Annotated in this window: 9 protein-coding genes and 1 pseudogene; 3 read left to right on the top strand and 7 right to left on the bottom strand. The window is 73.5% G+C overall.

Translation table 11 applies throughout. The features are described from left to right. Nucleotides 1-6: 6 nt before the first annotated feature. Complete coding sequence (pcaF, locus tag QSK20_RS04555; RefSeq protein ID WP_285787290.1) at nucleotides 7-1212, bottom strand: 3-oxoadipyl-CoA thiolase; 1206 nt, start codon at nucleotides 1210-1212, stop codon at nucleotides 7-9. Between the two features lie 262 nt (nucleotides 1213-1474). On the opposite strand from pcaF, the gene QSK20_RS04550 reads away from it, so the two are divergent. From QSK20_RS04550 to QSK20_RS04540, 3 genes are all read left to right on the top strand, one after another. Continuing rightward, nucleotides 1475-2098 (top strand): DUF998 domain-containing protein, encoded by a 624-nt coding sequence (locus QSK20_RS04550; protein ID WP_285787289.1) that lies wholly within the window; start codon nucleotides 1475-1477, stop codon nucleotides 2096-2098. A 321-nt stretch (nucleotides 2099-2419) separates the two neighbouring features. Continuing rightward, nucleotides 2420-3742: a dicarboxylate/amino acid:cation symporter gene (locus QSK20_RS04545; RefSeq protein WP_285787657.1), complete on the top strand. Its 1323-nt coding sequence runs from the start codon at nucleotides 2420-2422 to the stop codon at nucleotides 3740-3742. Between the two features lie 94 nt (nucleotides 3743-3836). Beyond that, on the top strand, nucleotides 3837-4904 hold the full coding sequence (locus tag QSK20_RS04540) for an NADH:flavin oxidoreductase/NADH oxidase (RefSeq protein WP_285787288.1): 1068 nt from the start codon (nucleotides 3837-3839) through the stop codon (nucleotides 4902-4904). A 115-nt stretch (nucleotides 4905-5019) separates the two neighbouring features. Here QSK20_RS04540 and QSK20_RS04535 read toward each other — a convergent pair whose 3' ends face one another. From QSK20_RS04535 to QSK20_RS32225, 6 genes and pseudogenes are all read right to left on the bottom strand, one after another. Continuing rightward, a complete protein-coding gene (locus QSK20_RS04535; RefSeq protein WP_285787287.1) occupies nucleotides 5020-8577 on the bottom strand; it encodes an ATP-binding cassette domain-containing protein in 3558 nt (1185 codons plus the stop codon). A gap of 100 nt (nucleotides 8578-8677) precedes the next feature. Further along, nucleotides 8678-9517, bottom strand: coding sequence for a GNAT family N-acetyltransferase (locus tag QSK20_RS04530; RefSeq protein WP_285787286.1), 840 nt, complete (start codon nucleotides 9515-9517; stop codon nucleotides 8678-8680). A 115-nt stretch (nucleotides 9518-9632) separates the two neighbouring features. Beyond that, complete coding sequence (ispG, locus tag QSK20_RS04525) at nucleotides 9633-10805, bottom strand: flavodoxin-dependent (E)-4-hydroxy-3-methylbut-2-enyl-diphosphate synthase (RefSeq protein WP_285787285.1); 1173 nt, start codon at nucleotides 10803-10805, stop codon at nucleotides 9633-9635. A gap of 9 nt (nucleotides 10806-10814) precedes the next feature. Then, complete coding sequence (locus QSK20_RS04520) at nucleotides 10815-12065, bottom strand: M50 family metallopeptidase (protein ID WP_285787284.1); 1251 nt, start codon at nucleotides 12063-12065, stop codon at nucleotides 10815-10817. Further along, complete coding sequence (dxr, locus tag QSK20_RS04515) at nucleotides 12065-13276, bottom strand: 1-deoxy-D-xylulose-5-phosphate reductoisomerase (RefSeq protein WP_285787283.1); 1212 nt, start codon at nucleotides 13274-13276, stop codon at nucleotides 12065-12067. The genes QSK20_RS04520 and dxr overlap by 1 nt, the downstream gene beginning before the upstream one ends. A 49-nt stretch (nucleotides 13277-13325) precedes the next feature. Then, nucleotides 13326-13536: pseudogene (locus tag QSK20_RS32225) on the bottom strand (IS1634 family transposase); the annotation flags it as partial. Nucleotides 13537-13786 lie beyond the last annotated feature (250 nt).

Below are 13786 nucleotides of genomic sequence, written 5' to 3'. Positions count from 1 at the left end.
CCCACTCTAGGCCGCTGACTCCAGGATCAGCGAGATCCCCTGACCGACCCCGACGCACATGGTGGCCAGCGCACGCCGGGCACCCCGGTGCCGCAGCTCCAGCGCGGCGGTCAGCGCGAGCCGGGCCCCGCTGGCGCCCAGCGGGTGACCGAGCGCGATCGCCCCGCCGTTCGGGTTGACGTGGTCGGCGTCGGTGGGCAGGCCCAGCTCGCGCAGGACCGCGACGGACTGCGCGGCGAACGCCTCGTTCAGCTCGACGACGTCCACGTCGGTCAGCCGGAGGCCGAGCCGGTCGAGCAGCCGGTGGGTGGCCGGCACCGGTCCGATGCCCATGGTCCGGGGCGGCACTCCGGCCGCCGCGGCGCCGACGACGCGGGCCAGCGGGGTCAGTCCGTACCGGGCGACGGCCGCCTCACCGGCCACCAGCAGCGCCACCGCGCCGTCGTTGACCCCGGAGGAGTTCCCGGCGGTCACCGTGCCCCCCTCCCGGAACGGGGTGGGCAGGGCGGCCAGCTTCTCCAGGGACGTCTCCCGGGGGTGCTCGTCGGTGTCGACCAGCCGGGTGCCCCGACGTCCCTCCGGGACGGTCACCGGCACGATCTCCTCGGCGAGCCGCCCGTTCGCCTGGGCCTTCGCGGCGCGCTGCTGGGAGCGGAACGCGAAGGCGTCCTGCTCGGCCCGCTCGACGCCGAACTCGGCGGCCACGTTCTCCGCCGTCTCCGGCATCGAGTCGATGCCCCACTGCTTCTCCATCAGCGGGTTGACCAGCCGCCACCCGATCGTGGTGTCGTACACCTCGGCGGCGCGGGAGTACGGGGTGGTCGCCTTCGGCATGACGAACGGCGCCCGGCTCATGCTCTCCACCCCGCCGGCGACCACCAGTTCGGCCTCACCGGCGACCACCGCGCGGGCGGCGGTGGCGAGCGCGTCGAGACCCGAGCCGCAGAGCCGGTTCACGGTGCTGCCGGGAACGGTCTCCGGCAGACCGCCGAGGAGCGCCGCCATCCGGGCCACGTTCCGGTTGTCCTCCCCGGCCTGGTTGGCGCAGCCGAGGACGACGTCGTCCACCCGCTCCCAGTCCACCGTCCGATGGCGGGCGACCAGCTCGCGGATCACGTGCGCGGCGAGGTCGTCGGGGCGGACCCCGGCGAGGGCGCCGGCGTACCGGCCGATCGGGGTGCGGACTCCGGCCACCAGGTATGCCACGCTCATCGCTGCTGTCCTTCGGGGGTGGGAAGGGGCGGGGGCGGTGCCGAACGGGTCACGGCGGCACCCGGCCAGGATATCGGCCACCGGAACCGGTGCCGGAGACCGCCGGAGCGGTGAGCGGGACCGGAGACCGCCGGAGCGGTGAGCGGGACCGACTGCCGGGACGGACTAGATTGGCCGGCATGGGCCGCACCGAGACCACCGCCGGGGACGTACCCGCGCCGCCCGGCCCCCGGACCCTCCGCCCTGCCGCACCCGACCGGGCGTGACCGAACTCACCCGCCGGGGCGCGGCGGCCGGCGCGGCCGCCGGTGTGCTCGGCGGCGCGGTCGCGGTCGTGGTCGCCGTGGTCGCCGGCCCCGGTCCGGGTCTCACCGGGTACGTCAGCGAGGCGGGCGTCACCGACAGCGGGTACGCCCCGACGTACCGGGCCGGCGTGTTCGCCCTCGCCGCCGGTCTGCTGCTGCTTGCCGTGGCGCTGCCGGCGGCGGCCCGGCCAGCCGCCGCGCTGCTGGTCGCCGGAAGCGCCTGCACCCTGCTCTCCGGAGCCGTGACGTGCAGCGACGGCTGCCCGCTGCCCCCGTTCGAACGGGCCACCACGGCCGACCTGGTGCACGGCGGAGCGAGTATCGCCGCAGTGGCCGCAGTGGTCTTCGCGATGGTGGCGGTCGCCCTGTGCTCCGCCGCCGGCCTGCGGGTACGCCGGGTGGCCGCCGTCGGCGCGCTGGTCGCGCTGCCGCTGGCCGCCGCCGTGGGGCTGGCGATGCTGTTCGTGGGGCGGAGTGCGCTGGTCGGCATGCTGGAGCGGCTGCTGCTGGCGGAGACCGTCGGCTGGGGGCTGGCCACCGCCGTCCTGCTCAGCCTGCCCGGCCGCCCGACCGGCCGGTAGCCGCCGGGCGGTAGCCGTGGCGCGGCAGCCGCCGGGCGGTAGCAGGGGTCCCCTGTTACCGCTTTTTGCCGAGGAGGGGTCCCCTGCACACACCCCGGGCCCGGGCGGCACACCAGGTGTGTAAGGAGCCTCACCGAGACAGCTCCTTTCGGCGCGGTGACAGCCGGCGTATCGTCACCAGGCGATGACCAACGTCTGGCACCTCACCGTCCGCCTGTACGTCGACCTTCGACGGCAGGCCAGCGGTGTCTGTCCGGCGCGACTGCTCCCCTAGACGCCGTCGCCCTTTCCAGACCCCTTGGACGTCCTGTGCCTACCTTCCTGCGCAAATTCCCCTTCTCGCTCCAGATCCTGCTCGGCCTCGTCGTCGGCGTACTGCTCGGCTTCGTGGCCCGCGCCAACGACCTCAGCTGGTTGACCAGCACCCTCGACACCGTCGGCGGCCTCTTCGTCCAGTTGCTCAAGCTGGCCGTACCGCCGCTGGTCTTCACCGCCATCGTGGTCAGCGTGGTGAGCCTGCGCGGCGTCGCCAACGCCGCCCGGCTGGCGCTGCGGACCCTGCTCTGGTTCGGCGTCACCGCCCTGGTCGCGGTCGGCGTCGGCATCGGCCTCGGCCTCCTCACCAACCCCGGCCGGGGCGTCACCCTGGACACCGCCGGGGCGACCGCCCCGGAGCGGACCGGTTCCTGGACCGACTTCCTCACCGGGATCGTCCCGACCAACCCGGTCGGCGCGTTCGTCGAGGGCAACGTTCTCCAGATCGTCTTCCTCGCCCTGGTCGTCGGGGCGGCGGCGATGCTGGTCGGCCCGCCCGCCGAGCCGTTCGTGGCGGTCAACCGGGCGCTGCTGGAGATCGTGCAGAAGGCCCTCTGGTGGGTGATCCGGCTCGCCCCGCTCGGCACCCTCGGTCTGATCGGCAACGCGGTCGCCTCGTACGGCTGGGATCTGCTCGCCCCGCTCGCCCGCTTCACCACCGCCGTCTACGTCGGCTCCGCGATCGTCCTGTTCGTGGTGTACCCGCTGGTGCTGGTCGCCGCCGGCCGGCTCAACCCGCTGCGCTTCTACGCCGGCGCCTGGCCGGCCGTGCAACTCGCCTTCGTCTCCCGGTCCTCGGTCGGCACGATGCCGGTGACCCAGCGTTCCGTCGAACGCCTCGGGGTGCCCCGCGAGTACGCGTCCTTCGCCGTACCGTTCGGCGCGACCACCAAGATGGACGGTTGCGCGGCGATCTACCCGGCGCTGGCCGCGATCTTCGTGGCCCAGGTCTTCGGCGTGGACCTCTCCGTCACCGACTACCTGCTGATCGCCTTCGTCTCGGTGGTCGGCTCGGCGGCGACCGCCGGCCTGACCGGCGCGATCGTGATGCTGACCCTGACCCTGAGCACGCTCGGCCTGCCGCTGGCCGGGGTGGGTCTGCTGCTCGCCATCGACCCGATCCTGGACATGATCCGCACCGCCACCAACGTGGCCGGGCAGGCGCTGGTGCCGACGGTCGTCGCCGCCCGGGAGGGCATCCTCGACCGGGAGGCGTACGACTCCGCCGGGCGCCGGCACGCCGGTCGTCGGGACGCCACCGACCCCGGCCACCCCACCCGGCCGACTGTCGACCGCCCTGCCGACGACCTCGCGCCGACCCCGGCGTGATCTTGGTTGCAGGGGACCCTTCCTACCGCTTTTCGCGTAGCAGGGGTCCCCTGCAACCACACAGGCCGCAGCCACATCCCCGAGAGGAACCGAGATGAGCGCTCTCTTCACCCCTCTGCCGCTGCGTGGGGTCACGCTGCCCAACCGCATCGGCCTGGCCCCGATGTGTCAGTACCGGGCCGACGCCGACGGCCGGCCGAACGACTGGCACCGGGTGCACCTCGGGGCCCGTGCGGTGGGCGGCGCGGGTCTGGTGCTGACCGAGGCCACCGCCGTGGTGCCGGAGGGCCGGATCAGCCCGCAGGACACCGGCATCTGGTCCGGCGTGCAGGTCGACGCGTGGCGACCGATCACCGAGTTCCTCACCCGGCAGGGCTCGGTGCCGGCCGTCCAGCTCGCGCACGCCGGGTTCAAGGCGTCCACGTACCGGCCCTGGGCGGCACAGCGCGGTGGGGTCCCGGACGCCGACGGCGGCTGGACGCCGGTCGGCCCCGGCGCGGAGCCCTTCGTGCCCGGGTACCGGACCCCCACCGCCCTGGACACCGCCGGCATCGAGGCGGTGGTCGAGGCGTTCGGCGTGGCGGCGGCGCGGGCCGTGGACGCCGGCTTCGCCGCCGTGGAGGTCCACGCGGCACACGGGTACCTGCTGCACGAGTTCCTCTCCCCGCTGACCAACCACCGCACCGACGGGTACGGCGGTGACCGGGCCAGCCGGATGCGCCTCACCGTCGAGGTGGCCCGTGCGGTACGCGCGGCGGTCGGCGAGGACGTCGCCGTCCTGGCCCGGATCTCCGCCACCGACTGGGTCGACGGGGGCTGGACGGTCGACGACAGCGTGGTGCTGGCCGGGGAACTGGCTGCCGCCGGGGTGGACCTGGTCGACTGTTCCTCCGGTGGGGCCGCGGCGGACGCCCGGATCCCGGTCGGGCCGGGTTACCAGGTGCCGCTGGCCGCCCGGGTCCGCCGCGACGCGGTCGTGCCCACCGGCGCGGTCGGCCTGATCGTGGAGCCGGAGCAGGCGGAGCGGATCGTCGCCGAGGGTGAGGCCGACCTGGTGCTGCTGGGCCGGGAACTGCTGCGCGACCCGTACTGGCCGCGCCGGGCGGCGGCGAAGCTCGGCGCCGACCCGGAATGGCCCGCCCCCTACGCCCGCGCCTTCTGACCGTCGCCCCGACGACAGCCCCGACCGGTGCTGGACTCCGCCACCCGACCGGTGCGGGGCCCGGCCGCCCGACCGTTGCCGGACCCCACCACGGACGGGGCCGGCACCGGGTGGGTCAGCCGGCCAGGTGGGACCACCGGTCGGCCAGGTCGTGCCAGGGCCCCTGGGCGACCACCTCCCCGCCGACCAGCACCACCACGTGGTCGGCCTGGAGCAGGGCCGCCCGTTTGGACGTCGACCCGACCACCGTCACCCCGGAGGCCCGCAGCGCCGACCAGAGCGCCAACTCGGTGGTGACGTCCAGGGCGGAGGAGACGTCGTCGGCGATCAACAACTCGGTACGGGGCGCCAGCGCACGGGCCAGCGCCAGGCGCTGCAACTGCCCGCCGGAGAGCCGGGTCCCCTTGTGTCCGATCACCAGGCCGAGCCCGGCGCCGGCCGCCGCCAGGTCGTGGTCGAGCTGCGCGGTGGAGACCGCGCTGGTGGCGTCCACGTGGTGTCCGAGGGTGATGTTGTCGACCACGGTGCCGGAGAGCACCCGGGGCAGCTGGCTGACGTAGCCCACCTGGTTGGGTCGCAGGAACAGCTCCGGCTCGGTCACCGGGTCCCCGTTCCAGGCCAGGCGGCCGGTGTGGTGCACGATGCCGGCCAGCGCCCGCAGCAGCGACGACTTGCCCGCGCCGACCGGCCCGACGACCAGCACGAGTTGGCCGCGTTCCACGGTCAGGTCGACGTCGCGGACCGCGACCGTGCCGTCCTCGTGCACCGCCGAGAAGCCGGTGAGCGTCAGCTCGCGCAGCGGGTGCCGGGGGGCCGGTTCCGGCGCGGGCGCGGTGCCGGCGGAGAGGTCGAGTCCGGGCACCGCCGTCGAGTACGCCGCCATGCCGGTCATCGCCACCGTCCGTTTCGTCCACACCCGGGCCGACGGGTACTGGGCGATCAGCGACGCGGTGGTCCAGGCGAACCAGCGGGCCGCGCCCAGGGTGGAGACGGCGACCAGGGTCGCGCCCGACGACAGCCCACCGGCGAGGAAGAGCGCCCACGCGCCGACCGGCAGCAACCCGCTCACCACCGAGGGGGTCGAGCGGGACCACACCTGCACCCTGATCTCCCGCCGCTGCCGGTCGCTGCGGACGGTGTCCAGCGTGGAGAGGTGGTCGAGCACCGGGCCGGTGGCCCCGGCGAGCTTCACCGTCCGGGCCGCCGACAGCGACGACACCAGGGCGGTGGCGAAGGCCGCCCGAGCCGCCACGGTGGCCCGCGCGGAGCGCTCCAGGCGGGGCCCGAACAGCGTGGCCGCGAGCGCCGAGACCACCATCGTGCCGAGGAAGAACAGTCCCGGTACGACGCTGCCGGAGACCGCCGTCATCGCCACCACGAGGACGAGGCTGGTGGCGTTGTCCATCACGTTGTCGGCGAGCTGCACCACCCGTTCGGTGTCGCCGCCCTGGGCCACCACCTCGGCGGGGGTGTGTCCGCTGACCCGGCGCGCGCCGGTCTGCCCGTACAGCAGCCGGGCGCTGATCCGCAGGCTCTGCCGGACCCACCACTGCGGGAACCACAGGTTGGTCAGGTAGGGCACCGGCAGGGTGACCAGGAGCGCGGCGACGATGCCGACGGCCGGCAGCCAGATCGTGCCGACGTCGTCCACCACGCCCGCCCAGAGCCAGGGCAGCACCGCGCCGTCCAGCCCGAGGATCGAGGCGAGGGTGAACAGCACCAGCGCGAACATGCCGTACCGGCCGTCGTTGACGGCCAGGCGGAGGATCTCCCGTACGGTCCGGGCCGGCGGGGTCGCGGGCTCCGGTGGCGCGTCGGCGGTCGGCACGGCCGCGCCGGCCGGCGTCGGGCGTTCCGCCACGGCCACTGCCGACCGGGACGACTCCTCCCGACCGGCGGACGCGCTCCCGTCGGCCGTCGGGTCGCTGCGGCTGTCCCGGCCACCCCCGGCCGGAACCAGCACCCGTTCGCCGCCGCCGGTCGAGCCCAGCGGATCGTCGTACGCGCTGGTGTGGCTCGCGGCGAGCAGCCGGGCGAAGCGCTCCGACTCGTGCAGCGGCCCGGCCTCCACCACCGCGCCGTCGGCCAGCACCACCACCTCGTCGCAGCGGCGGACCGAGGACAGCCGGTGCGCGATGACGATGCCGATCCGGTCGGTGAGCAGGCGTTCGGTGGCCCGCTGCACCCGGGCCTCGGTGACCGGGTCGAGCCGGGCGGTCGCCTCGTCGAGGATCACCACGTGCGGGTCGCGGACCAGGATCCGGGCGAACGCGACGAGCTGCTCCTGGCCGGCGGAGAGGACGTACCCGCCCTCGCCCAGCCGGGTGTGCACGCCCGCCGGCAGCTCCGCGACCCAGGCGTCCAGGCCCAGCTCGTGCAGGGCCCGGCCGGCGGCGTCGAGCAGGTCCGGGTCGAAGAGCGCGACGTTCTCGGCGAGCGTGCCGGCGAGGATCTCGGTGCGTTGGGGCACCACGGCGACGAACCGGCGCAGCTGCTCGACGTCCAGGTCGAGCAGGTCCGTACCGGCCAGGAGGACCGTCCCCCGGGGCAGGTCCACGGCGCGGGACAGCACCTTGGCCAGCGTCGACTTGCCCGATCCGGTGCGCCCGACCACCGCGTACGACCGCCCGGGCACGAAGGTCAGGCGCACGTCGCGCAGGGCCGGCCCACGGGCGCCCTCGCTGGTCGGGTAGCGGAACGTCAGACCCCGGATCTCCAGCCGGCCCGGGGCCGGTGCCGACCCTCCGGTCGGCTCCTGCCGGGCGTCGGCGAGCAGCTGCACCCGGGCCCACGCGCCGAGGGCGGCCTGGAGCTGCGGCACCATCCGGGTGACCTGCTCGACGGTCCCGCCGAACCCGAGCACGAGCAACCAGATGGCGGTCAGCCGGGCGCCGTCCACGCGACCGGTGACCAGGGCCCAGCCGCCGGCGAGGACCACGGCGGCGATGCCGAACCGGGTGACCACGGTCGCCGCGGTGCTGACCTGGGCGGTGAGTTTCCACACCCGTTCGCCCTTGCGCAGCACCTGGGACGCCCGCTGGGCGAAGAGCTTCAGCACGTACGGCCGGGCCAGGGTGGTGCGGACGTCGTCCTGGCCGTGGATGGCCTCCTCCAGCACCGCGGCCAGGTCGGACCAGGCCTCCTCCTCGGCCATCCGGGCCGGGGCGATCCGCGAGGTCGGGCCGCGCAGCAGGAACACCAGCAGAAAGGTCAGCACCAGCATGCCGATCCCGGCCGGCCACCAGACGAACAGGGCGACCAGGGTGGAGAGCACCCCGGTGGCCAGCGCCTGGGTCAGCCGGACGCCGACGTGGCGCACCTCCGCGCCGACCTGGTAGACGTCACCGTCGATCCGGTCGAGCAGCTCGCCGACCGGGGTGCCCTCCAGGGTCGGCAGGTCCTGACCGAACGCGACCCGGCACAGCCGCCGCCGCACGTCCGCCGTCCAGTCGGCGGTGAGCCCCGCCATCACCAGGTTGATCACCAGGTCGGCGAGGACGACGGTGACCAGCGCGGCGGCCAGCACCACGAAGAGCAGACCGGAACGGTGCACCAGCACCGGCCCGGCCAGGGCGGCGGCAGCAGCCTGTCCGGCGGCGCCGAGCACGATGAGGACGGCCACGAACGTCACCCGGCGGGGCGAGGTGACCCACAGGTCGCGGAGCAGACGCATGGAAGGAAATCCTCCGGTCCCGGGTGGCGGAACGTCCAGCCTCTCCGGCGGCGGGCGACGGCTCAACGCATTTACGCCACCGGCAGAGGTCGGGTTCGGCTCAGAACAACACGGTGGCGAGGGTGCCGACGGGCCGGAAACCGCACCGCTGGTACACCCGGCGCGCGGGCAGGTTGAAGTCGTTGACGTACAGGCTCACCGTCGGCGCGACCCGCAGCAGGGCGTGGCGCACCACGGCCGCCATCGCCGCCGTGGCGATCCCCCGTCCCCGCCACTGCGGGTCGACCCAGACCCCCTGGACCTGGGCGGTGCGCGGGGTCACCACGGCCAGTTCGGCCTTGAACACCACCTGGCCGTCGACGAACCGGGCGTACGCCCGACCGGCGCGGACCAGTTCGGTCACCCGCCGCCGGTAGCTGCGACCACCGTCGTCGACCAGGGGCGACACCCCGACCTCCTCGGTGTACATCGCCACCGCCGCCGGGAAGAGCACGTCGATCTCGCCGGCCCGGACCTGCCGGACCTCCCGGTCGACCGGTACGCCGGGCAGCGCGTCCGTGGCGAGCAGGGGCTGGTTGGGGCGGACGTCCCGGGCCGGCCCCCAGCACGGGGCGAGCCGGTCCCACAGGCCGAGGACGGCGTCCGCCCGCCCGACGATCGACGAGCAGATCCGTTCCTCGCCACAGAGCAGGTCGGCGAAGGCGGCGACGGCGGACTGGTCGGCCAGCACCGGGGTCAGGTTGCCGCCCAGCCAGCAGAGCGACTCGAGGTGCCGGCGTGGACCGTACCCGAGGATCCGCCCCTCCGCCCGCCACCAGGCCAGCCCGCGCGCGGCGACCCGCTCGGCCACCTGCGCCCCCGCGTAGGGGTCGCGGTCGAGCAGCCGCTCGACCGCACGGCGCTCCGACTCGCCCAACTGCCGCACCGGCACCGTCAGCACGGATACCAGCCTGCCAGATGTGAACGCCGTCGCGCCGGTCGAGTGGCGAGCCCGCCGGGACGTGCGACGGCCCGACGGCGGTGGGCCGCCGGGCCGTCACACGTTCGGGCGCGGTTCAGTGGACGGTGACCGTCGCGCCGCCGACCAGGTCGCGGAGGTCGTCCGGCAGTTCCGCGCCCATCTCGTCGGCGATCCGCAGGGCCTCCTCGATCAGGGTCTCCACGATCTGCGCCTCGGGCACCGTCTTGACGACCTTGCCCTTGACGAAGATCTGGCCCTTGCCGTTGCCGGAGGCGACACCGAGGTCGGCCTCACGCGCCTCCCCCGGGCCGTTGACGACGCAGCCCATCACGGCCACCCGCAGCGGCACCGGCAGCCCCTCCAGGCCGGCGGTGACCTCCTCGGCGAGCTTGTAGACGTCGACCTGGGCACGCCCGCAGGACGGGCAGGAGACGATCTCCAGGCCGCGCTCGCGCAGGCCGAGTGACTCCAGGATCTGGTTGCCGACCTTGATCTCCTCGACCGGCGGGGCGGAGAGCGAGACCCGGATGGTGTCGCCGATCCCCTCGGCGAGCAGCGCGCCGAAGGCCACCGCCGACTTGATGGTGCCCTGGAACGCCGGACCGGCCTCGGTCACGCCCAGGTGCAGCGGGTAGTCACACCGCTCGGCGAGCTGCCGGTACGCCCGGATCATCACCACCGGGTCGTTGTGCTTGACCGAGATCTTGATGTCCCGGAAGCCGTGCTCCTCGAAGAGCGAGCACTCCCAGAGCGCCGACTCGACCAGCGCCTCGGCGGTGGCCTTGCCGTACTTGGCGAGGAGGCGCTTGTCCAGCGAGCCGGCGTTCACGCCGATCCGGATCGGCACGCCCGCGTCGCCGGCCGCCTTGGCGATCTCCTTGACCTTGTCGTCGAACTGGCGGATGTTGCCCGGGTTGACCCGGACCGCCGCGCAGCCGGCGTCGATCGCCGCGAAGACGTACTTCGGCTGGAAGTGGATGTCGGCGATCACCGGGATCTTCGACTTCTTCGCGATGGCCGGCAGCGCCTCCACGTCGTCCTGGCTGGGCACCGCCACCCGGACGATCTGGCAGCCGGACGCGGTCAGCTCGGCGATCTGCTGCAACGTGGCGTTGACGTCGGAGGTGAGGGTGGTGGTCATCGACTGGACGGAGACCGGCGCGCCGCCGCCGACCGGCACCGAACCGACCATGATCTGGCGGCTGTGGCGGCGGGGCGCCAGCGCCGGGGGCGGCACGACGGGCATACCGAGACTGACAGCGGTCACTTCAGATACTCACCTTGAGAAGAGCGTGATCGGGTTGACGACGTCCGCCGTGATGGTCAGCAGCGTGAACACGCCACCGACCAGGATCACCGCGTACGTGACGGGCATGAGCTTGAGGTAGTCGACACGGCCGGGGTCGGCCTTGCCGAACACGGCGTAGAGCCAGGAACGGACGCGTTCGAACCAGGCGATGGCGATGTGGCCGCCGTCCAGCGGCAGCAACGGCAGCAGGTTGAACACGCCGACGAAGAAGTTCAGCGAGATGAAGAGCAGGACGAAGAGTTCCCAGGCATCGTTGGCGACCGCCTCGCCGCCGAGCCGGCTCGCGCCGACCACGCTGATCGGGGTGTCCACGTCCCGCTCGCCGCCGGTGATCGCGTCCCAGAGGGCGGGCACCTTCTCCGGGATGCGCTTCATCGCCTCGTACGTGCCGACGGCCATGTTGCCGGTGTATTCGGCGGTCGCCCCGAACGCGTCGACCGGACCGTAGGTGACCATGTTCGGGGTGCTGGGACGCAGGCCGACGCCGAGCGCGGCGACCGGACCGACCGGGCCCTCCGCGTCGTCCAGCGGCGGGCGCTGGGTGGTGGCGAGGGTGGCCCGGGTAGTGGCCGGCTGGCCGTCGCGGACGTAGCCGATCTCGGCGGCGCTGCCCGGGGCGGTGGCCCGCAGCGCGACGAGCAGCTGCCCGTAGTTGTCGATCGGGGTGCCGTTGAGCGAGGTGATCCGGTCGCCGTTGCGCAGCTGGGCCTGCGCCGCCGGGCTGGCCGGGTCGGCCGGGGTGCACTCGCGGACGGTGTTCTCCGGCACCACGCACTCGCCGAGCGCGATCACCGCCGGCTCCTGGCGGGCCTGCTCCTCGGTGGTCGGGAAGTCCGGGTTCGGCAGGCCCATGAAGACGGCCGCCAGCCAGAGGGCGACGACGGCGAGCGCGAAGTGGGTGGCCGACCCGGCGCTCATCACGATGGTCCGCTTCCAGACCGGGTACCGCCACATCGCCCGCGGCTCGTCGGCCGGGTCGACGTCGTCGTCCTGCGGGGTCATTCCGACGATCTTGCAGAAGCCACCGAGCGGGATGCCCTTGATGCCGTACTCGGTCTCGCCCCGCTTGAAGGACCAGAGCGTGGGGCCGAAGCCGACGAAGTAACGGGTGACCTTCATCCCGAACGCCTTGGCGGTGGCCATGTGCCCCGCTTCGTGCAGGCTGACCGAGACGAGGATGGCCAGCGCGAACAGGACCACCCCGAGCAGGTACGCCATCAAGCTCCTTCCACCGACGCCGCGATGATCTGCTGCGCGTGCGCGCGCGCCCAGGACTCCGCGCCGAGCACGTCCTCGACGGTACCTGGTTCGTCGAAGTCGGGAGCCTCCTCCAGCACCCGCTCCAGGGTGTCGACGATGCCCAGGAAGGGCAGCCGACCGGCGACGAAGGCGGCCACGCACTCCTCGTTCGCCGCGTTGTAGACGGCCGGACGGCAGCGCCCCGTCTCGCCGGCCGCCTTGGCCAGCCGGACCGCCGGGAACGCCTCGTCGTCCAGCGGGGTGAACTCCCAGGTGTGCGCGGTCGTCCAGTCGACCGCCGACGCGGCGTCCGGCACCCGGTCCGGCCAGCCGATGCCGAGCGCGATCGGCAGTCGCATGTCCGGCGGGCTGGCCTGGGCGATCGTCGAGCCGTCGACGAACTCGACCATCGAGTGGATCACCGATTGCGGGTGCACCATCACGGTGATGTCGGCGTACGGCACGTCGAACAGCTCGTGCGCCTCGATCACCTCCAACGCCTTGTTGACCATCGTCGCCGAGTTGATGGTGACGACCGGCCCCATGTTCCAGGTCGGGTGGGCGAGCGCCTGCTCCGGCGTGACCTGCGTCAACTCGTCGCGCCGTCGGCCCCGGAACGGGCCGCCGCTGGCGGTGACGACCAGCCGCCGCACCTCGCTCCGCGTGCCGGACCGCAGGCACTGGGCCAGCGCCGAGTGCTCGGAATCCACCGGAACGATCTGCCCCGGCCGTGTGACAGCGGCCTTCACCAGGGGGCCGCCGGCGACGAGGGACTCCTTGTTGGCGAGCGCGAGCGTACGCCCGGCGCGCAGCGCGGCCAGGGTCGGCGCGAGCCCGAGCGAGCCCACCACCCCGTTGAGCACGACGTCGCAGGGCCACTGCGCCAGCTCGGTCATCGCGTCCGGCCCGGCCACGATCTTGGGGATCCGGAAGTCGCCGGTGGCGTACCCGCGCCGGCTCGCCTCGGCGTAGAACGCGAGCTGGAGATCCTGGGCGGCGGACGCCTTGGCCACCCCGACCGCCTCGACGCCCAGTTCGAGCGCCTGGGCGGCGAGCAGCGCGACGTTGCCACCGCCCGCGCCGAGCGCGACCACCCGGAACCGGTCCGGGTTGCGTCGCACGATGTCGATGGCCTGGGTGCCGATGGAACCGGTGGAACCGAGCAGGACGAGGCTCCGGGGAGAAGTCACCCGGTCATTCTTCCCCAACGGCGCGAGACGCCCGTCGGGAGCCTCAGCCCTCGGCGTCCACCCGCCTCCTCTGGGCTGCCCTCGTCTTCTTCTTGCGCAGGTCGTCCTCCTTGTTCGCCTCGAAGTACAACGTGGCCACATCGCACAAGCACAGGCTGTCATCGCCGCTGTTCAGGGCGTGGCCTGAGCGCAGCCGCGCGATCTGGTCACGAGCCGCCCGCGTGGGCGCGGGTCAGGGTGCGGCACATCGTCTTCCGCGACCTGTTCTACACACGAACCCGAGCGTAGGGGACCAATTCAGTGCCTCAGAAACACCCCACCAGCACCTAATGCACCAGGTCAGGGCGCTGCCCACCGTCGCACCGTAAGCCGGTGACCGAACTCAGGTTCGACGGCACGGGCGTCGCGTGCCGCCAAAGGCCCACTCAAACCCCTTACTGAACAGGTGGAGCACCGAACAACAACCTCGCAGCCCCACACCATCGCAAAGCCTCGTCTCGCAACGGGCCG

The sequence above is a fragment of the Micromonospora sp. NBRC 101691 genome, from assembly GCF_030269285.1.
GTDB lineage: Bacteria > Actinomycetota > Actinomycetes > Mycobacteriales > Micromonosporaceae > Micromonospora > Micromonospora echinospora.
This window is presented reverse-complemented; position numbering and strand designations above follow the sequence as displayed.